Genomic DNA, 21,833 nt, shown 5'->3' on the forward strand with positions numbered 1-21,833 from the left:
AGTAGTCAACCTCAGCGCAACCAGGCGCGGGCGTCGTCGGCGGTCTTGCGGACCTCGTCGAGCTGCTCGGCGACGCGGATGCCTGCGGTGCCGCCACGCGCATTGCGCGAGGCGATGGAGCCGTGGACCGTGAGCACTTCGCGCACACCGGCGGTCAGGGACGGGTCGACGGCGGCGAACTCTTCGTCGGTCAGTTCGTCGAGGCCGACACCGCGTGCCTCGGCGGCCCGCACGCACGCACCGGCCGCTTCGTGGGCGACGCGGAACGGAACGCCTTGGCGCACCATCCATTCCGCGATATCGGTGGCGAGGGTGAATCCGGCGGGGGCGAGTTCGGCCATCCGGTCGGTGTGGAAGGTGAGGGTGCCGACCAGGCCCGCGATGGCGGGCAGCAGCAGTTCGAGCTGAGCGACCGAGTCGAACAGGGGCTCCTTGTCCTCCTGCAGGTCCCGGTTGTAGGCCAGCGGCTGCGCCTTGAGGGTGGCCAGCAGACCGGTCAGGTTGCCGATCAGGCGACCCGCCTTGCCGCGGGTCAGCTCGGAGACGTCGGGGTTCTTCTTCTGCGGCATGATCGACGAGCCGGTGGACCACGCGTCGGCCAGGGTGACGTAGCCGAATTCCGGTGTGCTCCAGATGATGACTTCTTCGGCCATCCGGCTCAGGTCCACGCCGATCATGGCGAGCACGAAGGCGGCCTCGGCGGCGAAATCACGCGCGGAGGTGGCGTCGATCGAATTGGCCGCCGACGCAGCGAAATTCAGCTCGGTGGCGATCTGCTCGGGATCGAGGCCCAGCGAGGAACCGGCCAGTGCGCCCGAACCGTACGGCGAGATGGCGGCGCGCTTGTCGAAATCGCGCAGGCGTTCCAGGTCGCGCAGCAGCGGATGCGCGTGGGCGAGAAGGTGATGCGAGAGCAGCACCGGCTGCGCGGCCTGCAGGTGGGTCTTGCCCGGCATCACCGCGTCCGGGTGGGCGGCGGCCTGGGCGACGAGCGCGTCGACCACGTCGAGCACACCGGCGGCGACCCGGCGCACACCGTCACGCAGCCACATCCGGAACAGGGTGGCCACCTGGTCGTTGCGCGAACGGCCTGCCCGCAGCCGGCCGCCGAGCTCGGTGCCGACCCGCTCGATCAGGCCACGCTCGAGCGCACCGTGCACGTCCTCGTCGGAGTCGGCGGGACCGTAGGCGCCCGAGGCGACGTCGGCGGCGAGCGCGTCCAGGCCGGCCAGCATGCCGGTCAGGTCGTCGTCGGAGAGCAGCCCCGCCTTGTGCAGCACCCGGGCGTGCGCCTTGGAGGCGCGGATGTCATAGGGAGCCAGCGCCCAGTCGAAATGGGTCGACTTGCTCAGCGCCGCCATCGCCTCGGCCGGGCCGGACGCGAACCGCCCACCCCAGAGCGCACCTTCGTTGGTTCCACTGCGGGTCATCGTGTGCCCTCTCCTGGGTGTCGGCGGTTACGGCGCAGAACGGCTGCCACGCACAGACGGGCAACCGCATCGAGCCTACGGTTGGCGCCTGATCTAGCGAGAACATGGGTAACTCACCGGGCACGCCCAGAACAGGCGTTGCGCTTCAGGTGAGCCCGATAGGAATAACGGCCACCTCCCCACGACCGGCAAAAGTCGCGGGGAGGCGGAACAGCCTTACTTACTTCTGGTTCAGGTCGCGGCGGGCGGCGACCTTCGAGGACAGGCCGTGGATCTGCACGAAGCCCTTGGCCAGCGACTGGTCGAAGGTGTCGCCCTCGTCGTAGGTGGCCAGGTTGAAGTCGTAGAGCGACTGCTCGGAGCGGCGGCCGTTGACCACGGCGGAACCACCGTGCAGCACCATCCGGATGTCGCCGGTGACGTGCTGCTGGGTGTCCTGCACGAACGCGTCGAGCGCGCGCTTGAGCGGGGAGAACCACAGGCCGTCGTAGGCCAGCTCGCCCCAGCGCTGCTCGACCTGGCGCTTGTAGCGGCCCAGTTCGCGCTCGATGGTGACGTTCTCCAGGGCCTGGTGCGCGGTGATCAGCGCGATGGCGCCCGGCGCCTCGTAGATCTCGCGGCTCTTGATGCCGACGAGCCGGTCCTCGACCATGTCGAGGCGGCCGACACCCTGGCGACCGGCGCGGGTGTTCATCTCCTCGATGGCCTGCAGCACGGTGACCTGGCGGCCGTCGATGGCGACCGGCACACCCTTGTCGAAGGTGATGATGACCTCGTCGGGCGCCTCGAAGTTCACCGTCGGGTCGGCGGTGTAGTCGTAGACGTCCTTGGTCGGCGCGTTCCACAGGTCCTCGAGGAAGCCGGTCTCGACGGCGCGGCCCCACACGTTCTGGTCGATCGAGAACGGCGACTTCTTGGTGACGTTGATCGGCAGGTTGTTCTGCTCGGCGAAGGCGATGGCCTTCTCGCGGGTCCAGGCGTAGTCGCGGACCGGGGCGATGACCTCCAGGTCGGGCGCCAGGGCGCCGATGCCGACCTCGAAGCGGACCTGGTCGTTGCCCTTGCCGGTGCAGCCGTGCGAGACGGTGGTCGCGTTGTGGAACTTCGCGGCCTCCACCAGGTGCTTGACGATCAGCGGGCGGCTGATGGCCGAGACCAGTGGGTACTGGCCCATGTACATGGCGTTGGCCTGAATGGTGGGCAGGCAGTACTCGTCGGCGAACTCGTCGCGCGCGTCGACCACGATGGCCTCCACGGCGCCGCAGTCCAGTGCGCGCTGGCGCACCACGTTCATGTCCTCGCCACCCTGGCCCAGGTCGATGGCCACGGCCACCACCTCGGAACCGGTCTCCTTCGCGATCCAGCTGATGGCGACGGAGGTGTCAAGCCCACCGGAGTAGGCGAGTACGACGCGATCGGACATGTCTGTTGTGCTCCTCGAAGTGTGTACGTCATCTGCACGGGCTGCCTCGAGCAGTATGAATGCTCCGGCAGCCGGTTCGGCTCGCGCCGCTGCTGCAAATGATTATGCACGATGATGCAATCTCATTCATACCCGGGGGTAGTGCCGCCTCGGATCACTCCAGGCGCCCCACCGAAAATGCCTACCACCTGCAGAGACGCCATCGCAGCAACTTGGCAGCAAGCACTTCCTGTGAGACGCTGGTCACACAGCCACCCATCGGTCGGGGTCGAGGAGTGAACATGCAGCAGCTACGTGATTTCGCCCAGGCGAACTACGACCTGATCGGGGCCGTCGTCATCGGAGTCGGCAATTTCGGGTTGACGGTCGCCAAGCTGGTCATCGACCTCGGCACGCCGATCCTCCAGGGCTATTTCGCCTGACCCGCCGAGTCCGTACCAGTACAGGGAGCACACCATGGTCGACGCGATCCTGCAGTTTCTGTCCGACCACTACGAATCCGGCGCCACCACCGGCCTGGCCATCGGACGGGTCCTCTTCGATCTCTCCGCACCCCTGGCCCTGGCGATCCTGAATTTCCTCGCTTCCTGATCACCGGATCGAACGACGCCGGCTGTCGAGCGACGCACGCACCTGCGGCCAGTCCTCGCTGGTGATCGAGAACAGCACGCTGTCGCGCACCGTGCCGTCGCTGCGCCGGAAATGCCGCCGGAGGGTGCCCTCGTATCGGGCGCCGAGCCGCGCGATCGCCTGTTGCGAACGCTGGTTGCGGACATCGGTTTTCAGCTGCACCCTGCCGACGCCGAGCGTGTCGAACGCGTAGGCCAGCAGCAGCAGTTTGGTTTCGGGATTCACCGCAGTGCCCCAGACGGACGGTGCGTAGACGGTGAAGCCGATCTCGAGCCAAGCATCGCGCTGATGGACGTCCAGGTAGGCGGTCACACCGATCACCGCTCCGGCCGGTCTTTCACCGATCGCCCGGCGAGCACGCACCGTCCACAATTGCCACTCACCCGATGAGCCCAGGTCACGCAGGATGTCCTCGCAATGGCGGGGATCGCGCGGACGCCCGGGAACATGCGCCCACGCCACATCGTGGTCCAGTGCTGCGAAGAGCTCGCCGGAATCGGCCGCGGGATCGGTGAGGGTCAACTGCACGGTCTCACCAGTGAGCACCGCATCGGCGGGCACGGGCCAGGTCATCTCCGGCCACACCTCTTCGGAGGGTCTGGGGTCGGGGATCGGCTCGAAGCGGTCTGGATCGAGAGTCTGTCGCACCCCCGGAATATACGGCCCGAGCTGCGTGCGGCCCGTGGGACGAACCCTCGGCGCCGCTACGGATCACCGGACAGCCGATACATTCACGGGCACCGTGTGACACTCTGGGAGAGCACTATTCGGCTCGCCACACGTGAGGACGAACAAGATGCTCCAGTACATCGCGCAGGAATTCTCAACCCTCGGCAACGGCGTGCTCGATGTCGGCCGGGCCATCGTCGAGCTGGTCCAAGACATCATCGACATCGCGACTCCGAACAATCCGGGCGGCGGCGCGGGCGGCGGGCAATACCCGTTCAACTGAGCGGACGACCGGCCGACGGCCGCCACATCCCACCGATCCGAATTCGACGCCACCAGCATGGATCTGCGCGATGTCCTGCCCAGGGTCAGGTCGTCTCCACCGTCGGCAACGTCCAGTGCGCCATCGACCTGGGCCGTCTACGCCGTGACCACCGCCATCCTGCTGACCCGTGCATCGCGACACACTCTCCGCGCGTACGCTACAGCTCCTCCCTATCCGCCGAATACGTTGAGCTGGTGCCGATCACGCTCGCCCATCCGCTGGCTGTGCTGCCGTTTCGCCGATTCTTCCCACTGCCCGCATTGATCGCCGGATCGGTCGCCCCTGACGCCGTCTACTACCTGCCGATCCCGGTCAGCGGCAGCATGACCCACTCGCCGTTCGGCGTTCTGGGCTGGGATCTGGCGATCGGGCTCGCGCTGCTGCCTGCCTTCCGCCTCTCCGCCGGGCCTGCTGCCGCCCTTCTCCCCTATCGCGTAGTACTACCGGTTCATTCCGGCGCCTGGTGTCGAGCATCGTCGACGATCATCGCCCTCGCTCTCGGCGCGACAACCCATATCGTGTGGGATTCCTTCACCCAGACAGCCGGTTTCGCGGTGCAGCACTGGGAGCTGTTGCGTGCACCGGTTCTCGAACCGCACAAGGCCTACAACGTGCTCGGCTACGCCTCGTCGCTGGTCGGCACGGCAGTGCTCGCCTACATCCTCGTTCGCCGTGCTCGCCGGCGCCCACCAACCATGCCCGCACGATGGCGCCGAGTGGTCATCACCGTTCTTCTCCTCGCACCCGTCGCCGCTGTCGCCTCGGCCATCGACGACCCGGTCAGCCGGACCAGCACCTACGACCTCATCCGCCACACGATCGTCGGCGCGGCTCAGGGCCTGGGCTGCGCCTGGATGATCTATCTGCTGCTCTGGCATATCGCGACGGTCGTCTCATCAAGCGCTGACGAACCCGCTGACCAGCGCGGCGACACCCGCCGTCGCGCACCCGGCATGATGGGCGAATGCGGATCAGCGTCACCGGACACATGAACATCACCGCCGCCACCGAGCCCCTGCTCCGGGACGCGGTGTCGGCCCTCCTCGCCGATGTCCCCGACCTGGTCGGCATCTCCTGCCTCGCCCGCGGCGCGGACTCGGTCTTCGCCGCGGCCGTGCTGGACCTCGGCGGCCGGCTGGAGGTAGTGCTGCCCTCCCGGAACTATCGAGCAGCCCAGGTGAAGCCCGACGACCTCACCCACTTCGACGAACTCCTCGCCCAGGCCCACACAGTGCGCGTGATGGACTTCGACGACGCTGGCCGAGTCGCCTACGAAGCAGCCAACCAGGTCCTCCTCGAAGACTGCGACCGCCTGATCGCAATCTGGGACGGCGACCACGGCGCCCGCGGCGGCACCGCCACCGTCGTCGCCCTCGCCCACACCCTCGACATCCCCGTCGACATCATCTGGCCCTCGGGCGCCGCCAGGGAATAGAAGATCACTGGCACAACCCCAACCCGGGTGTTTGCGTCACACGTGGATGGAACGGGCGAATTCGGCACCGCGGTGAGTACCGGATCCGGCTCGATCCGGTCAGGGATGCGTGTCGCCGATGACGCGGATGCACAGCCGGGCGCACTCGGTCGCCAGCTCGGCGGCGGTCAGGTCGATGGTGCCGTCGAGCCAGCCATCGATGAGCTGGTTGACGCCGCCGGTGATGAACAACGCGGCGCGACGCAGCGAGGCCGGGTCTTGGACGGTGCCGAGTGCAGCAGGGGCGTTGGCGACGACGAGGTCGGCGATCCGGGTGAGCACATCGCGTCGGCGCTGCACCAGCGCCGGTACATCGCCGGGGTCGCTGGACACGATCCGGTGGATGTGCCGGTCGCCCGCGACAGTCTCGAGAAACGCCCGCAGGGCGGCCGTCAACTTCACCTCGACGGGCCCGGGGCTCGACACCCCCGCCTCGACCAGCACCGACAGCAATTGGTCGCGGACATCGTCGGCGACGGCGGCCAGCAGCTGCTCACGGTTGGCGAAGTGTTCGTAGAAGTAGCGGTCGGTGAGACCCGCCGTCTTGCACACTCCGCGCACGGTGACCGCGGCGATTCCGGATTCTCCCCAGGTGGTGCGGGCTGCGGCGAGGAGCCGGGCGCGGCGCTCGGCGCGGCGCTCGGCGGCGCTCACGCCGCCGTAGCTGCGTAGGACCGGCTTCGTCATTGACAGCAGTGTAGTCACCCTTCTACATTTGCAGACATACGTCATCAGATGACAGGCGTCATCAGATTTGCGATTCAAAGGAGAATCCACGATGACCAGCACCCACGCCACCGCCTATCACCAGGTCACCGCGCCGCTGCTCGACGAGCTCGACTACCGGGTCGAGCAGATCGATGGCCGGCTCCCCGAGGATCTGCGTGGCACGCTGTACCGGATCGGGCCCGGCAAACATCAGGTCGGACGCTCGTTGCTGCACAACGTGTTCGACGGCGACGGAATGATCTCGCAGTTCGTGCTGGACGGGACATCGGTGCGGTTCCGCAACCGGTACGTGCGCACCCGCCACTTCCAGCACGGACAGCACTCGGACCGGATCCGATATCGCGGCGTGGGAACCCAGATCCCCGGCGGAGCGCTGGCCAACATCGGACGGCTGCCGGCGAACGTGGCCAACACCAACGTTGTCGGCTACGACGGCGGCCTGCTGGCGTTGTGGGAACTGGGCAACCCGCATCGCATCGACCCCGACACCCTGGCCACCTTGGGCCCCACGGACTTCGACGGAAAACTCGGATTCCTCGGCGCGTTCTCCGCGCACCCGAAATGGGATCCGGTCACCGGCGACATGTACAACTTCGGTCTCGATCTGCTGCCCACACCGCGCCTGCGCACCTACCGCGCCGACCGCGCGGGACGCCTGCACCGGCTGGCCACGGTGCCGATGCTGGACCTGCCCTGGAACCACGACTTCGCCCTCACCGGGCGATACTTGGTGTTCGTCCTCGACCCGATCCTGCCCAACATCGCCAAAATCGCCCTGGCCACGCATTCGTTCATCGATTCGCTGGACTTCAAGCCCGCCAAGGGCACCCGGTTCCTGCTGGTACCCAAGAGCGGCGGACGTCCGCGCATCATCGAGCACGACGCGCTGCTCCACGTCCACGTCACCAACGCCTACGACGACGGCGACGACGTGGTGGTCGAACTGGTCCGGCTGGACACCGAATGGAGCAAGTTCCGGCGCATGGTCGGCACGGTCAACCGCGATACCCCCGACATCCCGGCATTCCCCGACTCGCGGCTGATGCAGTACCGGATCACCAAGAGCGGCACTGTCATCGAACGCGAACTCACCGACCGCTCGGGCGAGTTTCCGCAATACGACTGGCGCCGCAGCACCCGCGAACACCGCTACAGCTACCTCGCCGGCGCGGGCGGCCCGGCGGGGGTGTTCAACGCCGTGGTCAAAGTCGACCACGGCACAGGCGCGACCACCAGCTGTGAGCTGGGCGAGAGCTCGGTCGGCGAACCTTTGTTCGTGCCCCGCACACCCGATGCCGCCGAAGACGACGGCTGGCTGCTGGCCCTCAACCACGAACTCACCGAGAACCGGTCCCAGTTCCTGGTTCTCGACGCCCGCGACCCCGAGCGCGGCCCGCTCGCCACAGCGTGGCTGAACCACCACATCCCCGGGGGATTCCACGGCACATTCACCCGCCGCATCGCCACGCCCGGTGCCCCTGTCCCCAGCCCCGACACCCTCCCCACCCACTGAGGCCGAACCGATGACCGGCACCCACAGCCCCGCCGTCCCGATCGGTCCGGACGCACCGATCCTCGAGGTCATGCGCACGATGCGCGCCATGCGCCGCCTCAGACCCGACCCCGTCCCCGACGAGCTGCTCGCCACCCTGATCGAGGCCGCCACCTGGGCACCCAGCGGCAGTAACGCCCAGGGCTTCCACTTCGTCGTCGTCACCGACCGCGACCGGGTCGCCACCGTAGCCAATCTCTGGCACGTCGTGGCGACCTACTACCTCGACGGCATCGCCCGCGCCGTGCCCCCGGGATCCACCGAGGACAAACACGAAAAGCTGCGCCAGGCCCTGCGCTACCAACGCGACCACTTCGCCGACACACCTGCGTTGATCGTCGCCTGCTACGACCAGGGGCCCTACTGGGCGAAACTACGCGAACAGGCCCGCCACATCAGCGCCGCGACAGTTCGTCTCGGCCCGCGGCACGCGATGACGGTGCTGCGCAACACCGCCCGGTTCACCGCAATGGGTGAAGCCGCGAGCATCTACCCGTCTATCCAGAACCTGTTGCTCGCCGCCCGCGCGCACGGTCTCGGTGCCACCCTCACCACCTGGCACCAGCTGCTGGAACCGGAATTCAAAGCCGCGCTCGACATTCCGAAACGGGTCAACACCTACGCCATCGTCCCGGTCGGCCGGCCAGTCGGACGTCTCGGCCCGGTCACTCGCCGGAACGCCCACGACATCATCCACCGCGACCGTTGGTAGCAGTGCTTTCACCTCCGGCCTCGGGGTACTGCTCGTATCGAACGGCAGGCCACCCGGCCGGATCGTTCGTCATCAGCCCATATCACCTACGGCTGAGCAGTTGACGTCAACTGAGCATTCGCGTCACCAGATCAGGCCAGGCGTTCGATTTTCGCGGCGAGTTCGGCGCCGGTGAGGGGTTCGCGGGCGATGACGGCGATGGTGTCGTCGCCGGCGATGGTGCCGACGATGTAGGGCAGGGCGGCGCGGTCGAGGGCGCTGGCGAGGAAGTGGGCGGCGCCGGGTGGGGTGCGCAGGACGGCGAGGTTGCCGCTGGCGTCGGTGGAGACGAGGAGGTCGCCGAGGAGTTTGGAGAGGCGGCCGGTGCCGCCGGTGACGCCGCGGACGGGGCTGCCGTCCTCGGGGACGACGTAGACGCCCGCGCCACCGTCGGCGGCGCGAAGTTTCACCGCGCCGAGTTCGTCGAGGTCACGCGACAGGGTGGCTTGCGTGGTCTCGATGCCCTCGGCGGACAGCAGCGCCGCGAGTTCGGTCTGGCTGCGGACCGAATGCGCGGACAGCAGTTCCACGATGCGCGATTGGCGGCCGGCGCGGGTGCGGGCGATGGCGGGCGAGCCCTTCTCGGGTGCACTCATCGCCCAGCCTCCGCGCCGGCCCCGGTTCGCGGTCTCACGCGGCGGCTTTCGCGAGCAGCCAGACCAGCAGCGCCTTCTGGGCGTGCAGCCGGTTCTCGGCTTCGTCCCAGACCACGCTGTGCGGGCCGTCGAGGACGTCGTCGGTGATCTCCTCGCCGCGGTGCGCCGGAAGGCAATGCATCACAATGGCTTCCGGATCGGCGGCGGCGAGCAGTGCCTCGTTGACCTGGAACGGACGGAACGGGCCGACGCGGTCGAGGCCGTCGTTCTCCTGGCCCATCGAGGTCCAGGTGTCGGTGACGAGCACGTCGGCGCCCGTCGCACCGGCCACCGGGTCGTGGGTGACCGTCACGGTCGCACCGCTTTCGGCGGCCCGCTTGGCGGCGGCGTCCAGGATCCACGGCAGCGGCTCGAACCCGGCGGGCGCGGCGACGGTCACGTTCATGCCCGCCGTCACGCCGCCCAGCAGCAGCGAATGCGCCATATTGTTGGCGCCGTCGCCGAAGTAGGTGAGGTTCAGGCCCGCGAGTGCACCCTTGCGTTCGGTGATCGTCTGCAGATCGGCGAGCACCTGGCACGGATGGAACTCGTTGGACAGCGCGTTCACCACGGGAACCGTTGCGGTGGCCGACATCTCGTCGAGTCGGGACTGTTCGAAGGTCCGCCACACGATGGCCTCGACATAGCGCGAGAGCACGCTGCCGGTGTCGCCGAGGGTTTCCTCGCGGCCGAGCTGGGTGTCACGGCCGTCGACGACGACCGCGTGCCCGCCGAGCTGGGCGATGCCCAGCTCGAACGAGAACCGGGTACGGGTGGAGTTCTTCTCGAAGATCACCCCGACTCCGCGCGGACCGTCGAGCGGCCGGTGCGCGAAGGGGTTCTTCTTCAATTCTGCGGCGATGGCCAGGATTTCGGCCTGTTCGGCCTGGGTCACGTCGTCGTCGCGCAGAAAGTGGCGTAGGGTCACTTACTCGCTCCCTTCGCATCGGCGGCGGCCTTGTCGAGGATCTCGGGCAGATCGGCGACGAAGTTGTCGGCCTGGGTTTCGGTGAGCACCAGGGGCGGCGCCAACCGGATCACGTTGGGCTTGGCGGGGTTGATCAGGTAGCCCGCCTCCCGCGCCCGCTGGTCCACGTAGGCCGAGATGTCGTTCTTCAGCACGATGCCGATGAGCAGACCGGCGCCGCGCACGTGATCGATCTCCGGATGCTCGAGCAGCGCGATCCCGTCGCTGAGCTTCTTGCCGACCCATTCCACATGGGAGAGAAGACCTTCGGAGTCGATCGTCCGCAGCACCGCCAGCGCCGCCGCGGCGCACACCGGGTTGCCACCGAAGGTCGTCCCGTGCAGGCCCGGGGTGAGCAGTTCGGCCGCCCGGCCCTGCGCCAGCACGGCGCCGATCGGCAGGCCACCGCCCAGGCCCTTGGCCAGGGTGATCGCGTCGGGCACGATGCCCGCCGCCTGATGCGCGAAAAACGTTCCGGTGCGGCCGATTCCGGTCTGCACCTCGTCGAGGATCAGCAAAGCGCCCGCCCGCGAGGTGATTTCCCGCGCCCGCGCCAGGTAGTCGAACGGCGGGACGACCACACCGCTCTCGCCCATCATCGGCTCCAGGAACACCGCGGCGGTGTCGGCGTCGACGACCTGCTCGAGCGCGTCCGCGTCACCGTAGGGTACGTGCACGACGCCGGGCGGCATCGGCTCGAACGGCTCCCGCTTCGACGGCTGACCGGTCAGCGCGAGCGCGCCCATCGTGCGGCCGTGGAAGGCCTCCTCGGCGGCCACGATCTTACTGCGGCCGGTCAGCCGCGCGATCTTGAACGCGGCCTCGTTGGCCTCGGTGCCGGAGTTGCAGAAGAACGCCTTGCCCTCGCCGTCGCCGAAGTGGGCGAGCAGCTTCTCGGCCAGCTCGATCACCGGTTCGCTGGCGTACAGGTTCGACACGTGGCCGAGCGTGCCCAGCTGCTGGGTGACCGCTTCCAGGATGGCCGGGTGGGCGTGGCCGAGGCTGTTCACCGCGATACCACCGAGGAAGTCGACGTAGCGCTTGCCGTCGGCGTCGTAGACCACCGCGCCCGCGCCGCGCACCAGTGCGACCTTCGGGGTGCCGTAGTTGTTCATCATCGCGGCCGACCACCGCTGCTGCAGCTTCTCTACTTCACTCATGCGGTCACCATCGTTCCGATTCCTTCTCCGGTGAACAACTCCAGTAGTACCGAATGCGGCACCCGTCCGTCGATGACGTGGGCGCTGGGCACCCCGCCCTGGACGGCGCGCAGGCACGCTTCCATCTTCGGCACCATGCCCGCGTCCAGGCGCGGCAGCAACTCCGCCAGCGCCGTCGCGTCGATCTCACTGGTCAGCGAGGAACGGTCGGGCCAGTCGGTGTAGAGGCCCTCGACGTCGGTGAGGACGACGAGCTTCTCCGCGCCGATGCCCTCCGCCAGCGCGGCGGCGGCGGTGTCGGCGTTGATGTTGTGGACCACGCCGTCGGCGTCGGGGGCGATGGTGGAGACCACCGGGATGCGACCGGCGTCGATCAGGTCGAGCACGGCGCCGGGGTTCACCTCGGTGACATCGCCGACCAGGCCGATATCGGTGGCGACGCCCTCGACAGTGACGGTACGCCGGGTCGCGGTGAACAGGTGCGCGTCCTCACCGGAGATGCCGACCGCGTACGGGCCGTGCGCGTTGATCAGCCCGACGAGCTCGCGCCCGACCTGGCCGAACAGCACCATCCGCACCACGTCCATCACCTCGGGGGTGGTGACGCGGAAGCCGCCGCGGAACTCGCCGGCCATGCCGAGTTTCTTCAGCATGGCGTTGATCTGCGGGCCACCGCCGTGCACGACCACCGGGTGCACGCCGACGGTGCGCAGGAACGCCATATCGGCGGCGAAGGCGGCCTTGAGTTCGTCGTCGACCATGGCGTTGCCGCCGTACTTCACGACGACGACCTTGTCGCGGAACTTCTGCAGCCACGGCAGCGCGTCGGCGAGCACGTGCGCCTTGTCCAGCGCCGACAGGGACTGCACCACACCGCTGCTCATGAGCTGTATGCCGAATTCTCTTCGACGTAGGCGTGCGAGAGGTCGGTGGTGCGCACCATCGCGGTGCCCTCGCCGACATTGAGCTCGATCAGCACGTCGATGTCCTCGCCGGACAGGTCGACCTCGCGGGCGCCGGGCGCGCCGACGCTGTCGACACAGACCGGATTGCCGTTGAACGACACCGCGATCCGGTTCGGGTCCAGCGTCACCGGGGCGATGCCGACGGCGGCGAGCACCCGGCCCCAGTTCGGGTCGGAGCCGAACAGCGCGGTCTTGACCAGGCTGTCGCGGGCGACGGCGCGGGCGGTGGTGAGCGCCTCTTCTTCGGAGGCCGCGCCGGTGACGGTGATCTGCACCCGCTTGGTGACGCCCTCGGCGTCGGCCATCAGCTGGGCGGCCAGGTCGTCACACACGGTGAAGACGGCGGCGTCGAGGTCCTCCTGCGAGGGGGCGACGCCGCTGGCGCCGTTGGCCAGCAGCAGCACGGTGTCGTTGGTGGAGCAGGAGCCGTCGACGTCGAGGCGGTCGAAGGTGTACTTGGTGGCCTTGCGCAGCGCCTGGTCGAGCTGCTCGGGTGTCGCCACGGCGTCGGTGGTGAGCACGACGAGCATGGTGGCCAGCGACGGTGCGAGCATGCCGGCGCCCTTGGCCATGCCGCCGACGTTCCACTTGTCCTCGTGGTGGAACGCCGATTCCTTCGGCACGGTGTCGGTGGTCATGATGGCGTGGGCGGCGTCGGAACCGCCCGACATGCCGCCGCCCATCTCGTGCACGATCTCGGTGACCGCGGGGATCAGCTTGTCCATCGGGAGCCGGTCACCGATCAGGCCCGTCGAGCAGACCGCGATCTCGCCCGCGCCGGTCTCGGTGCCCCAATTGCTCAGTGCCGCAGCGAGTTCCTCGGCGGTCTGGTGGGTGTCCTGGAAACCGCCGGGGCCGGTGCAGGCGTTCGCGCCGCCCGAATTCAGGATGACCGCACGCACGCGACCGGACTTGAGCACCTGCTGCGACCACAGCACCGGCGCGGCCTTGACCTGGTTGCTGGTGAACACACCGGCGGCCGCGTATTCGGGGCCTTCGTTGAGGACCAGGGCGAGGTCGGGCTTGCCGCTGGCCTTGATACCCGCCGCGATACCGGCGGCGCGGAAGCCGAGCGGGGCGGTGACGCCCTGGGTGTGGATCAAATTGCCATGGTCCGTCGTGTGCGGATCAGGGGTCGTCACGGTGCCACTCCTACGGTGGAAAGTCCTGCGGTCTCGTCGAATCCGACGGCCAGATTCATCGATTGCACCGCGGCGCCCGCGGTGCCCTTGGTCAAGTTGTCGATCGCGCCGATCACCACGAGCAGGCCCGCGTCGGTGTCGACGGCGACCTGCAGGGTGATGGCGTTGGAGCCGAGGACCGAACCTGTCTGCGGCAGAACGCCTTCGGGCAGCAGATGCACGAACGGCTCGTCGGCGTAAGCCTTTTCGTAGACGGCACGCGCCTCGGCCGCGTCCACCTTCACCGGGGCGGTGCAGGTCGCGAGGATGCCGCGCGGCATCGGGGCGAGCACGGGAGTGAACGACACCGCGACGTCGACGCCGCCCGCCGCCTTCAGGTTCTGCGCGATCTCGGGGGTGTGCCGGTGCGCGCCGGCGATGCTGTAGGCGCGGACGCTGCCCATCACCTCGGAACCGAGCAGCCCGACGTCGAGCTTGCGGCCCGCGCCGGAGGTGCCGCTGATGGCGACCACGTTCACGGTCGGCTCGATGATGCCCGCGGCGATGGCGGGGGCCAGCGCGACGCTCGACACGGTCGGGTAGCAGCCGGGCACGGCGATCCGCCGCGCGCCGGTGAGCCGCGCCCGGCCCCCGGGCAGCTCGGGCAGGCCGTAGGGCCAGCTGCCCGCGTGGGCGCTGCCGTAGTACTTCTCCCAGGCGACGGGATCGGTGAGCCGGAAGTCGGCGCCACAGTCGATGATCACCGTCGACTCGGGCAGCGCCTGCGCGATGGCGCCGGACTGACCGTGCGGCAGGCCGAGGAAGACGATGTCGTGGCCTGCCAGGACCTCGGGGGTGGTTTCCTGCAGGATCCGGTCGGCCAGCGGCAGCAGATGCGGCTGGAGCGCGCCCAGCGCGGTGCCCGCGTTGGATCCGGCGGTCAGCGCCCCGATCTCGAGGCGCCCGGCTCGGTATTCGGGGTGGTTCAGCAGCAGACGCAACACTTCGCCACCGGCGTATCCACTCGCACCGGCAACCGCCACCCGCACTGCGGGTCCTCCCGACGAATCAACCATGTGATGATTATGCACGACTGTGCAAGCTCATTCATGAGCAGGTGCGGTCGCGACCGGCTCCTTGGACCCGATCAGCCGCGCTACCAGGGGAAACACCAGAACCGTCGTGGCACCGGCAGCGACCAGGACCGAGGCGGTGTCGTCGGTCATCAGGTCCGTCGACACGGCCACCTGGGTGACGGCGACGATGATCGGCAGGCCGGTCGCCGCGAACAGCGCGAGCTGAGCCCGCTCGCGGGGTGACTCCAGATTGCGCCCGTGCGGGACGTACCGTTCGCTCAACCACACGGGCAGGCCGCGGGCGACGGCGATGGCGGCCACGAACGACACCCACAGCAGCGGTTGTCCCGCGACCGCGGACATATCGATCCCCATCCCCGAGACCACGAAGAACACCGGGATCAGCAGTCCGTAGCCGATGGTCTCGAGCTGCTCGTCCACGCGCGGGTGGCCCGCGGCGATGAGCCTGCGCAGCACCATGCCCGCCGCGAACGCGCCGAGCACCACGTCCAGGTCGAAGCGTTCGGCCACCACCATGAGGACGAGCAGCAGCAGGATCGACCCGCGCACCGGCAGCTGCGAGGTGCCCCCGTCCATCCTGGCCAGCGCCGCGCCGAGATCGGGGATGCGGCCGAACAGGCGCATCGGGATCACACCGACCAGCAGCGCCGCCACCACGAACAGCGCGAGCACGACCAGCGCGGCGCCGACATTGCGGCTGCTCAACAGCACCGACATGGCCACGATCGGGCCGAGCTCGCCGACCGCGCCGTGCGCCAGCACCGCCCGGCCCAGCGGGGTGTCGAGCAGGCCCGCCTGTTTGACGATCGGCAGCAGGGTGCCCAGGGCAGTGGAGGTCATCGCGATGGCGACGGCGATGTGGTTGGTGGTCGACTCACTGCTCGCCAGCACGGCGACCAGCCCGAACGCGAACACCAGACCCGCCAGCCACACCAGCCAGGCCACCCGTCCCGATCGGCCGCCGAGCAGCTTCGGGTCCAGTTCGTACCCGGCCAGCAGGAACAGCATGCCGAGACCGAGTTCCTCGATCAGGTCGACGCCACCGCTCGCGGTGGCCCAGCCCAGGGCGAACGGTCCCAGAATCGTGCCCGCCACCAGCAGGATCACCACGTCCGGCACGAATCCGCGCAGTGCGCGCGAGAGCAGCGGAGCCGCCACGGCGACCAGCGCGATCCAGAACAGCGACACGATCGGCGACGGGCCGTCCACGGCGGCGGAAGCGAGCAGCTCCATCGCCTCATCGTGGCACAGCGGATCGGCCGATCCCGGAAACCTCGCTGGCGGTCCGGACGAGAATCGGGTCACCCCTGCTGTCGATTCGGCGGCATCGCGTTCGTGTAGGAGATGAACCGGTCTCGCGCCGGCCCTATCGACGAAAGGACGATCATGAAGCAGTACCTGCTGTCCATCTATCAGCCCGACGGACCGGCGCCGGAGAACATCGACGCGATCATGGACGATCTCGCCGCCCTGAACGACGACATGCGCGCCGCCGGGGCCTGGGTGTTCGCGGTCGGCCTGCACGAGCCGAGCACCGCGACCGTCGTGCGGGCGAAGGAGGGTGACGTGCTGATCACCGATGGGCCGTATGCCGAGGGCACCGAGCACATCGGCGGCTTCACCCTCATCCAGGCCGCCGACCTGGACGAGGCGCTGGAGTGGGCGGGCAAACTGGCCGCGGTGCTCACCTTGCCGATCGAGGTGCGACCGGTGGCGCACAGCTAGATGGACACCGCGGTGATCGAGGCGGTGTTCGCCGAGCACTACGGTCGTGCGGTCGCGTCCCTGATCCGCGTCTTCGGTGACATCGGACTGGCCGAGGACGCGGTGCAGGAGGCGTTCGCCGCCGCGGTCGTGCGCTGGCCCGCCGACGGTGTCCCGCCGAGCCCGGCGGGGTGGATCATCACCACCGCCCGCAATCGCGCGATCGATCGGCTGCGCCGCGAGGCCACCCGCGCCGACCGGCACGCCGAAGCCGCTCTCCTGCACTCCGATCCGGACCGGCCCACCGACAGCTTCCCCGACGACCGGCTGCGCCTGATCTTCACCTGCTGCCATCCGGCACTCGCCCCGGCCGCGCGGGTGGCGTTGACGCTGCGGCTGCTCGGCGGTCTGACCACCGCCGAGATCGCGCGTGCCTTCCTGGTCTCGGAATCGACGATGGCGCAACGGCTCGTGCGCGCCAAGGGCAAGATCCGGGACGCGCGTATCCCGTATCGGGTGCCCGCCGATTCCGAGCTCCCCTCGCGGCTGCCCGCAGTCCTTGCGGTGATGTATCTCATTTTCACCGAGGGCTATTCGGCCACCGCAGGCCCACAACTCACCCGCGCCGACCTGTGCGCCGAGGCGATCCGGCTCGGTCGCCTGCTCACCGAGCTCATGCCCGGCGAACCGGAGGTCCTCGGCCTACTCGCCCTCATGCTGCTCACCGAATCCCGCCGCACCGCCCGCACCGACGGCGAGCGCCTCGTGCTTCTCGCCGACCAGGACCGCACTCTGTGGAACCGCGACCTGATCGCCGAGGGCCAGTCCCTGCTCCGAGAATGCCTGCGCCGCAACGCCCCCGGCCCCTACCAACTCCAAGCCGCCATCAACGCCGTCCACGCCGACGCCCCCACCGCAACCGCCACCGACTGGCCCCAAATCCTCACCCTCTACGACCACCTCCACACCCTCACCCCCACCCCCCTCGTCGCCCTGCACCGCATCGTCGCCCTCGCCGAAGTCCACGGCCCCACCACCGCCCTCCACGAACTGTCCACCATCGACCTCCCGAACCACCACCTGTTCCACGCGATCCGCGCCGATTTCCTCCGCCGCGAAGGCAATCTCACCGAAGCCGCAGCCGCCTACGACGCGGCCATCGCCCTCACTGCCAACGAGGTCGAACGCGAATACCTGTGCCGCAGAAGGAATTCGCTGCCCAGTTCGTGCATCGATCACGTGACATGAACGTGCCCGTGAAGGCCCGACTTGCCCAGATTCGGGGAATCACAGGGGATTTCGAACAACTATTCGATCGGGGGTACGGTGCCGCGCATGGTCAGCTCTCGGCATGAGGCGATGCATCGCATCTTTCAGCACGATCCTGGGGCTTTCACGCGGTTGATGCGGACATTGGATCTGCCGTTTCCCGATCCGGTGGCTGTCGACCAGGTGACGGTGGATCTGACCGAGACGCGGCCGGTCGAACGGCGCGCCGATACGATCCTGCGCATCACGACCCGGGATGGCCCTTTTCTGTTGATCGTCGAAGCGCAGGGTCGCCCAGAGGTCCGCAAGCCGGCGGCATGGTCGTACTACCTGTCGTTCTTGATCGCGAAGTATGAGTTGCCGGTCGTGTTGGCCGTCGTGTGCCGGGACCACGCGACAGCGACCTGGGCCGCCGGGCCCCTGCGCCTAGGCCATGACCTGTGGACCTGCCTGTCGGTGTCACCGATCGTGCTCGGACCACACAACGTCCCCGCCGTGCTCGACGTGGACACCGCCCGCCACGACCTGCCGCTGGCGGCGTTGTCGGCCATCACCCACGCCCGGCAACCACATATCGGTGCGATACTGAAGTCTGTGGCCGAGGCCTTCCGGCAAGCCGGAGACCAGGACGAGACTCAGCTGTTCATCGAACTCGTCTACCACGGCCTCGGCCGGACCACAGCGGGCACAACCTGGAAGGAACTCATGGACGCCGATCTTTCGTTCTTTCGCGGACCGCTGGCTCAGGCTCTTCGCGAGGAAGGGCTCGATGCGGGCAGGGCCAAGGATGTGCTGCTGATCCTTCGGCATCGTGGGGTCCATGTTCCGGCCGATGCCGCCGAGCGGATTGCCGCGTGCCGCGATCAACGCACGTTCGATACGTGGATGCGCCGTGCGCTGGAGATCTCGGCGGTCGAGGATCTGTTCGACTGACGTCCGGTTTCCGGTCGATCGAAGCGGTCAGCGTAGGTCGGACGGATCTATGCCGAGGGTCTCGGCGAGCCCGGCTTCTCCTGTCGGTGTCGCTCGAACCGCGCGGCCGGTTCCGGACGGGATGATCCAGCCGAGGGTGAGCAGGCGGCGGTGCAGGAGGACCGCGGCGGGGCCGCCCAGGTGGGTGCGGCGTTCGGTCCAGTCGAGGCAGGGGCGGGTCAGGGGGCGGCGGGAGCGGGTGAGAGTTGGCTCGTCGATGCCGAGGGTGGTGGTGAGCCAGGTGGTTCCGGCGGGGGTGAGGGAGTGGGCGTTGTCCGGGTCGAGGAGGGCTCGGATGGTCATGGCGTCGGTGATGGTGACGCCGAGGCGGCCTGCCAGGTGGTTGTAGCAGGTTCGGCCGCGGGCCAGGGCCGCGTCCGCGGTGGTGGCGCGGAGGGTTTTCGGTGGGGTGGGAGTTGGATCCAGTTCGGCGAGAAGGGTTTCCAGCAGCTGGGCGATGGTGGGGCCCGCTAGTTCGACGTAGCGGTGTCGGCCCTGTTTGCGGTCGGTGATGAGGCCCGCGGTGCGCAGGCGATCCAGATGTGCGGTGGCGGTGGAGGGGGCGACGCCGGTCGAGCGGGCCAGTTCGCCTGCGGTCCAGGCGCGGCCGTCGAGCAGGGCCAGGCACATGTGGGCTCTGGTCCGGTCTGCGAGGACGGCGGCCCAGTCGGCGAGGGCTGCGGCGCGGGACGGCATCTCCCCATCATGCGGCGGTGATTGTTCGGCGGCCACCGAAACGTCGCGGACCTACCGTCGGTGGCGTGATCAGCGATCCTGAGCTCGTCCGCGAACTTCTCCGCACCGCGCCGATGCCGCCGGTTCCCGCCGCGCACGGCCCGGGCATCGCGTGGTTGCGGGCGCACGTACCCAGATTTTGTGACGGTGCCGACCATCGGCGTCGGCGGGCTGCAATACAGCGCGAGCTGGATCGCCTCGACCCCGCGGCTCTGCGTGCCGGCGCAGGTAACCGTGCCGGGCAACCGCTCGCCCATGTCCGGGTGCTCCTCGACGCGATGGGGCTTCCAGAGAGTGCAGCCGAGGTGGTGGCAGTTGTCGCTGCCGCTTATCAGCCGCATGAGCCGGTGGATGCAGCCGCGGACACAGCGGTCGTCGAACTCGTCGCGCTGTGCCGGGCGGCGGTCCACACGGACGCGATCTGCTCCGAGCGCGACACCGACACCGACACCGACAGGATCGTCGCTCAGATCTGCATCCTGGTCCAGGCATGCTCGGCAACCGGCGAATTGATCGCGGCCGCCCGTGCCTCCGATACCGGCGCGCCGGCCGACCGACCCGCAACGATCATGGCGACGACACCACCGCTGCGGTCCACCCGCCGCGTCGTCGACGGCACGGTCGTCGAGCTCGACCTCCGGCATCCCGGGCTCGGTTTCGGTGCCGGACCGCACCGATGCCCGGGGAGCGCCCACGCCCTTGCGATCGCGACCGGCGTCGTGGAATCGGAAGCCACTCGGCTTCGAGTCAGCTAAGAAAGGCGTCGTACGCAGGATGGATACAACCAACGGACCAGGCCGGTCAGCCTCGACGAACGCGCCGAGCACGACCGGCGAACCACGCCGGCCTGCGGGACTCTTTCATGCCCTCCATCACGGTGACGGCCCCCTTGTCCTGCCCAACGCGTGGGACTTCACCTCGGCCGCGTTGCTCGTCGACGCGGGGTTCCCGGCGATCGCCACCACCAGTCTGGGCGTTGCGGCAGCAGCGGGACTGCCCGATGGCAGAGCCGTCTCGGCTGACGAAACCTTTACCCTCGCTGCACGATTGACGCGGCTTCCGGTGCCCGTGAGCATCGATGTCGAAGCAGGTTTCGCCGACGGCCACGAGGACGTGGCCGACTATGTCTCTCGGCTGGCCGATCTCGGTATCGCGGGCATCAATATCGAAGACGGGCGCGACAATACGGACTTGGCGGAGCCGGAACGGCACGCCGATCTCATCCACACCATCAGGGCGCGCGTGCCGCACCTGTTCGTCAACGCCCGCATCGACACGTACTGGTTCGGTATCGACCTCGAGTCGACGCTGGTCCGTGCGCGACTGTATGCCGGGGCGGGCGCCGATGGGCTGTTCGTTCCCGGAGTCACCGACCCCGCCACACTCAGCACGCTGGTCGGGGCGACCCCGCTACCCCTGAACACGCTCTACTCGCCCAGCGGCCCGGATGTCGACGTCCTGGCGGCGCTGGGGGTTCGCCGGATCAGTACCGGATCGGCCCTCTATCGGGCCGCGCTGGGCGCCGCGATCGGCCTGGCCCGCACTCTGCGCGGGGAGACCGGCGAGCTGTCGACCGCACCCGACTATCGGAGGATCCAGGCTCTCCTAGCGGCGGCCGACAGCCCCGAAGCCGATCCCGGTCCCGCCGGGACGTAGTCCGGACCGCTGGCGAGCTCAGTCTTTGCGAACGACCCGTTCGCCCGTGCCCGGCTTCCACACGGTGATGTTCAGATGGTCGTCCTCGACTTCGACCGTCGACGCGCCAGTCAGGTCGGCGACGTAGAAGTGATCGAACTTCTGGCCGCGGATGTCGAAACCGCTGTCGTCGAACAGCTTCTGGGCGAAGCGGGCGTGGACGGCATCGTCGCGCAGGTCGGTGACGGCGCCGAACAGCTTGGCGTCGCCGTCGGCGACGTTGGTGTCGACGGTGGCGGTGTGCAGGCAGAAGCGGGGGTCGCGGGCGAGGTCGTCGAACTTCCGGGTGTTCGGCATGCCGGCCAGGACCAGCATGCCCTCGAAGACGGTCGGCTCGATCGGGCTGATCCGCGGTGATCCGTCGGCCCGGAGGGTGCCGAGCATGCACAGATTGCCGGTCGCCTGGTGCCTGCGCAGGAACAGGGCGGAGATACTCGGCGCTTCCTCGGTGAACTGGCTCCACGTGGTCATGGATCGAACGGTACGACCAAATGTTGACATCCTGTGTCAAGTTCTGCGGCTAGTCTCGA

The 21,833-nt window shown here is 68.5% G+C and carries 25 protein-coding genes; 12 read left to right on the forward strand and 13 right to left on the reverse strand.

Features of this window, described 5'->3' with window-relative positions; translation table 11 throughout:
• Positions 1-11 precede the first annotated feature (11 nt).
• Together argH and ACFVAV_RS29185 are read right to left on the reverse strand one after the other, a co-directional pair.
• Positions 12-1,430: an argininosuccinate lyase gene (gene argH / locus ACFVAV_RS29180; protein ID WP_379038754.1), complete on the reverse strand. Its 1,419-nt coding sequence runs from the start codon at positions 1,428-1,430 to the stop codon at positions 12-14.
• Between the two features lie 220 nt (positions 1,431-1,650).
• Positions 1,651-2,853 (reverse strand): argininosuccinate synthase, encoded by a 1,203-nt coding sequence (locus ACFVAV_RS29185; protein ID WP_379038755.1) that lies wholly within the window; start codon positions 2,851-2,853, stop codon positions 1,651-1,653.
• 281 nt (positions 2,854-3,134) lie between these two features.
• Here ACFVAV_RS29185 and ACFVAV_RS29190 point away from each other — a divergent pair, with 281 nt between their 5' ends.
• Complete coding sequence (locus ACFVAV_RS29190) at positions 3,135-3,275, forward strand: hypothetical protein (RefSeq protein ID WP_379038757.1); 141 nt, start codon at positions 3,135-3,137, stop codon at positions 3,273-3,275.
• 34 nt (positions 3,276-3,309) lie between these two features.
• The gene (locus ACFVAV_RS29195) at positions 3,310-3,444 is read left to right on the forward strand and encodes a hypothetical protein (RefSeq protein ID WP_379038759.1); all 135 of its coding nucleotides are present in this window, start codon (positions 3,310-3,312) and stop codon (positions 3,442-3,444) included.
• On the opposite strand, the gene ACFVAV_RS29200 is transcribed toward ACFVAV_RS29195, so the two are convergent.
• On the reverse strand, positions 3,445-4,131 hold the full coding sequence (locus ACFVAV_RS29200) for a GNAT family N-acetyltransferase (protein WP_379038760.1): 687 nt from the start codon (positions 4,129-4,131) through the stop codon (positions 3,445-3,447). It abuts the gene before it with no gap.
• 148 nt (positions 4,132-4,279) lie between these two features.
• On the opposite strand from ACFVAV_RS29200, the gene ACFVAV_RS29205 reads away from it, so the two are divergent.
• The 3 genes from ACFVAV_RS29205 to ACFVAV_RS29215 all read left to right on the forward strand — a co-directional run bounded on the left by ACFVAV_RS29205 (position 4,280) and on the right by ACFVAV_RS29215 (position 5,912).
• Positions 4,280-4,435 carry a hypothetical protein gene (locus ACFVAV_RS29205; RefSeq protein WP_379038761.1) on the forward strand — a complete coding sequence of 52 codons (156 nt, stop codon included), beginning with the start codon at positions 4,280-4,282 and terminating at the stop codon, positions 4,433-4,435.
• Positions 4,436-4,671: 236 nt separating this feature from the next.
• Positions 4,672-5,469: a DUF4184 family protein gene (locus ACFVAV_RS29210; protein WP_379038762.1), complete on the forward strand. Its 798-nt coding sequence runs from the start codon at positions 4,672-4,674 to the stop codon at positions 5,467-5,469.
• Entirely contained in the window at positions 5,442-5,912 is a 471-nt protein-coding gene (locus ACFVAV_RS29215) for a hypothetical protein (RefSeq protein ID WP_379038764.1), read from the forward strand. Before ACFVAV_RS29210 ends, ACFVAV_RS29215 begins: the two co-directional genes overlap by 28 nt.
• A 99-nt stretch (positions 5,913-6,011) precedes the next feature.
• On the opposite strand, the gene ACFVAV_RS29220 is transcribed toward ACFVAV_RS29215, so the two are convergent.
• Positions 6,012-6,638 carry a TetR/AcrR family transcriptional regulator gene (locus ACFVAV_RS29220; RefSeq protein WP_379038766.1) on the reverse strand — a complete coding sequence of 209 codons (627 nt, stop codon included), beginning with the start codon at positions 6,636-6,638 and terminating at the stop codon, positions 6,012-6,014.
• A gap of 91 nt (positions 6,639-6,729) precedes the next feature.
• On the opposite strand from ACFVAV_RS29220, the gene ACFVAV_RS29225 reads away from it, so the two are divergent.
• Both ACFVAV_RS29225 and ACFVAV_RS29230 read left to right on the forward strand, forming a co-directional pair.
• Positions 6,730-8,193, forward strand: a complete 1,464-nt coding sequence (locus tag ACFVAV_RS29225; protein ID WP_379038767.1) for a carotenoid oxygenase family protein — start codon at positions 6,730-6,732, stop codon at positions 8,191-8,193.
• A gap of 10 nt (positions 8,194-8,203) precedes the next feature.
• Positions 8,204-8,944, forward strand: a complete 741-nt coding sequence (locus tag ACFVAV_RS29230) for a nitroreductase family protein (protein ID WP_379038768.1) — start codon at positions 8,204-8,206, stop codon at positions 8,942-8,944.
• A 131-nt stretch (positions 8,945-9,075) separates the two neighbouring features.
• Here the strand turns inward: ACFVAV_RS29230 and ACFVAV_RS29235 are convergent, their stop codons facing one another.
• From ACFVAV_RS29235 to ACFVAV_RS29265, 7 genes are read right to left on the reverse strand one after another with little or no spacing between them, the layout of a single operon-like run.
• Positions 9,076-9,579, reverse strand: coding sequence for an arginine repressor (locus tag ACFVAV_RS29235; RefSeq protein ID WP_379038769.1), 504 nt, complete (start codon positions 9,577-9,579; stop codon positions 9,076-9,078).
• A gap of 34 nt (positions 9,580-9,613) precedes the next feature.
• Complete coding sequence (gene argF / locus ACFVAV_RS29240) at positions 9,614-10,546, reverse strand: ornithine carbamoyltransferase (RefSeq protein WP_379038770.1); 933 nt, start codon at positions 10,544-10,546, stop codon at positions 9,614-9,616.
• Complete coding sequence (locus ACFVAV_RS29245) at positions 10,543-11,745, reverse strand: acetylornithine transaminase (protein WP_379038771.1); 1,203 nt, start codon at positions 11,743-11,745, stop codon at positions 10,543-10,545. The genes argF and ACFVAV_RS29245 overlap by 4 nt, the downstream gene beginning before the upstream one ends.
• On the reverse strand, positions 11,742-12,629 hold the full coding sequence (gene argB, locus ACFVAV_RS29250; protein ID WP_218718170.1) for an acetylglutamate kinase: 888 nt from the start codon (positions 12,627-12,629) through the stop codon (positions 11,742-11,744). The genes ACFVAV_RS29245 and argB overlap by 4 nt, the downstream gene beginning before the upstream one ends.
• On the reverse strand, positions 12,626-13,852 hold the full coding sequence (argJ, locus tag ACFVAV_RS29255) for a bifunctional glutamate N-acetyltransferase/amino-acid acetyltransferase ArgJ (protein ID WP_379038773.1): 1,227 nt from the start codon (positions 13,850-13,852) through the stop codon (positions 12,626-12,628). The genes argB and argJ overlap by 4 nt, the downstream gene beginning before the upstream one ends.
• Positions 13,849-14,907, reverse strand: a complete 1,059-nt coding sequence (gene argC, locus ACFVAV_RS29260) for an N-acetyl-gamma-glutamyl-phosphate reductase (RefSeq protein ID WP_379038774.1) — start codon at positions 14,905-14,907, stop codon at positions 13,849-13,851. Before argC ends, argJ begins: the two co-directional genes overlap by 4 nt.
• Before the next feature lie 27 nt (positions 14,908-14,934).
• Positions 14,935-16,161: a cation:proton antiporter gene (locus ACFVAV_RS29265; protein WP_379038775.1), complete on the reverse strand. Its 1,227-nt coding sequence runs from the start codon at positions 16,159-16,161 to the stop codon at positions 14,935-14,937.
• Between the two features lie 153 nt (positions 16,162-16,314).
• Here ACFVAV_RS29265 and ACFVAV_RS29270 point away from each other — a divergent pair, with 153 nt between their 5' ends.
• From ACFVAV_RS29270 to ACFVAV_RS29280, 3 genes are all read left to right on the forward strand, one after another.
• Positions 16,315-16,653: a YciI family protein gene (locus ACFVAV_RS29270; RefSeq protein ID WP_379038776.1), complete on the forward strand. Its 339-nt coding sequence runs from the start codon at positions 16,315-16,317 to the stop codon at positions 16,651-16,653.
• Positions 16,654-17,880 (forward strand): RNA polymerase sigma factor, encoded by a 1,227-nt coding sequence (locus tag ACFVAV_RS29275; RefSeq protein ID WP_379038777.1) that lies wholly within the window; start codon positions 16,654-16,656, stop codon positions 17,878-17,880.
• Between the two features lie 87 nt (positions 17,881-17,967).
• The gene (locus ACFVAV_RS29280; protein WP_379038778.1) at positions 17,968-18,834 is read left to right on the forward strand and encodes a hypothetical protein; all 867 of its coding nucleotides are present in this window, start codon (positions 17,968-17,970) and stop codon (positions 18,832-18,834) included.
• Between the two features lie 27 nt (positions 18,835-18,861).
• On the opposite strand, the gene ACFVAV_RS29285 is transcribed toward ACFVAV_RS29280, so the two are convergent.
• Positions 18,862-19,569 carry an ArsR/SmtB family transcription factor gene (locus tag ACFVAV_RS29285; RefSeq protein ID WP_379038780.1) on the reverse strand — a complete coding sequence of 236 codons (708 nt, stop codon included), beginning with the start codon at positions 19,567-19,569 and terminating at the stop codon, positions 18,862-18,864.
• 65 nt (positions 19,570-19,634) lie between these two features.
• Here ACFVAV_RS29285 and ACFVAV_RS29290 point away from each other — a divergent pair, with 65 nt between their 5' ends.
• Both ACFVAV_RS29290 and ACFVAV_RS29295 read left to right on the forward strand, forming a co-directional pair.
• Positions 19,635-20,363: a hypothetical protein gene (locus ACFVAV_RS29290; RefSeq protein WP_379038781.1), complete on the forward strand. Its 729-nt coding sequence runs from the start codon at positions 19,635-19,637 to the stop codon at positions 20,361-20,363.
• A 19-nt stretch (positions 20,364-20,382) separates the two neighbouring features.
• Positions 20,383-21,264 carry an isocitrate lyase/phosphoenolpyruvate mutase family protein gene (locus ACFVAV_RS29295; protein WP_379038782.1) on the forward strand — a complete coding sequence of 294 codons (882 nt, stop codon included), beginning with the start codon at positions 20,383-20,385 and terminating at the stop codon, positions 21,262-21,264.
• Between the two features lie 18 nt (positions 21,265-21,282).
• Here the strand turns inward: ACFVAV_RS29295 and ACFVAV_RS29300 are convergent, their stop codons facing one another.
• Positions 21,283-21,774 (reverse strand): pyridoxamine 5'-phosphate oxidase family protein, encoded by a 492-nt coding sequence (locus tag ACFVAV_RS29300; RefSeq protein WP_379038783.1) that lies wholly within the window; start codon positions 21,772-21,774, stop codon positions 21,283-21,285.
• Positions 21,775-21,833: the final 59 nt, after the last annotated feature.

Source organism: Nocardia sp. NPDC057663 (assembly GCF_042799895.1).
Lineage (GTDB): Bacteria > Actinomycetota > Actinomycetes > Mycobacteriales > Mycobacteriaceae > Nocardia.

Bases quoted from the DNA above. Each gene is read 5' to 3' on its own strand.
- argH (WP_379038754.1), bottom strand. From the start codon at position 1,430: ATGACCCGCAGTGGAACCAACGAAGGTGCGCTCTGGGGTGGGCGGTTC.
- ACFVAV_RS29185 (WP_379038755.1), bottom strand. From the start codon at position 2,853: ATGTCCGATCGCGTCGTACTCGCCTACTCCGGTGGGCTTGACACCTCC.
- ACFVAV_RS29190 (WP_379038757.1), top strand. From the start codon at position 3,135: ATGCAGCAGCTACGTGATTTCGCCCAGGCGAACTACGACCTGATCGGG.
- ACFVAV_RS29195 (WP_379038759.1), top strand. From the start codon at position 3,310: ATGGTCGACGCGATCCTGCAGTTTCTGTCCGACCACTACGAATCCGGC.
- ACFVAV_RS29205 (WP_379038761.1), top strand. From the start codon at position 4,280: ATGCTCCAGTACATCGCGCAGGAATTCTCAACCCTCGGCAACGGCGTG.
- ACFVAV_RS29215 (WP_379038764.1), top strand. From the start codon at position 5,442: ATGCGGATCAGCGTCACCGGACACATGAACATCACCGCCGCCACCGAG.
- ACFVAV_RS29220 (WP_379038766.1), bottom strand. From the start codon at position 6,638: ATGACGAAGCCGGTCCTACGCAGCTACGGCGGCGTGAGCGCCGCCGAG.
- ACFVAV_RS29225 (WP_379038767.1), top strand. From the start codon at position 6,730: ATGACCAGCACCCACGCCACCGCCTATCACCAGGTCACCGCGCCGCTG.
- ACFVAV_RS29230 (WP_379038768.1), top strand. From the start codon at position 8,204: ATGACCGGCACCCACAGCCCCGCCGTCCCGATCGGTCCGGACGCACCG.
- ACFVAV_RS29235 (WP_379038769.1), bottom strand. From the start codon at position 9,579: ATGAGTGCACCCGAGAAGGGCTCGCCCGCCATCGCCCGCACCCGCGCC.
- ACFVAV_RS29245 (WP_379038771.1), bottom strand. From the start codon at position 11,745: ATGAGTGAAGTAGAGAAGCTGCAGCAGCGGTGGTCGGCCGCGATGATG.
- argB (WP_218718170.1), bottom strand. From the start codon at position 12,629: ATGAGCAGCGGTGTGGTGCAGTCCCTGTCGGCGCTGGACAAGGCGCAC.
- argC (WP_379038774.1), bottom strand. From the start codon at position 14,907: ATGGTTGATTCGTCGGGAGGACCCGCAGTGCGGGTGGCGGTTGCCGGT.
- ACFVAV_RS29265 (WP_379038775.1), bottom strand. From the start codon at position 16,161: ATGGAGCTGCTCGCTTCCGCCGCCGTGGACGGCCCGTCGCCGATCGTG.
- ACFVAV_RS29270 (WP_379038776.1), top strand. From the start codon at position 16,315: ATGAAGCAGTACCTGCTGTCCATCTATCAGCCCGACGGACCGGCGCCG.
- ACFVAV_RS29275 (WP_379038777.1), top strand. From the start codon at position 16,654: ATGGACACCGCGGTGATCGAGGCGGTGTTCGCCGAGCACTACGGTCGT.
- ACFVAV_RS29280 (WP_379038778.1), top strand. From the start codon at position 17,968: ATGGTCAGCTCTCGGCATGAGGCGATGCATCGCATCTTTCAGCACGAT.
- ACFVAV_RS29285 (WP_379038780.1), bottom strand. From the start codon at position 19,569: ATGCCGTCCCGCGCCGCAGCCCTCGCCGACTGGGCCGCCGTCCTCGCA.
- ACFVAV_RS29295 (WP_379038782.1), top strand. From the start codon at position 20,383: ATGGATACAACCAACGGACCAGGCCGGTCAGCCTCGACGAACGCGCCG.
- ACFVAV_RS29300 (WP_379038783.1), bottom strand. From the start codon at position 21,774: ATGACCACGTGGAGCCAGTTCACCGAGGAAGCGCCGAGTATCTCCGCC.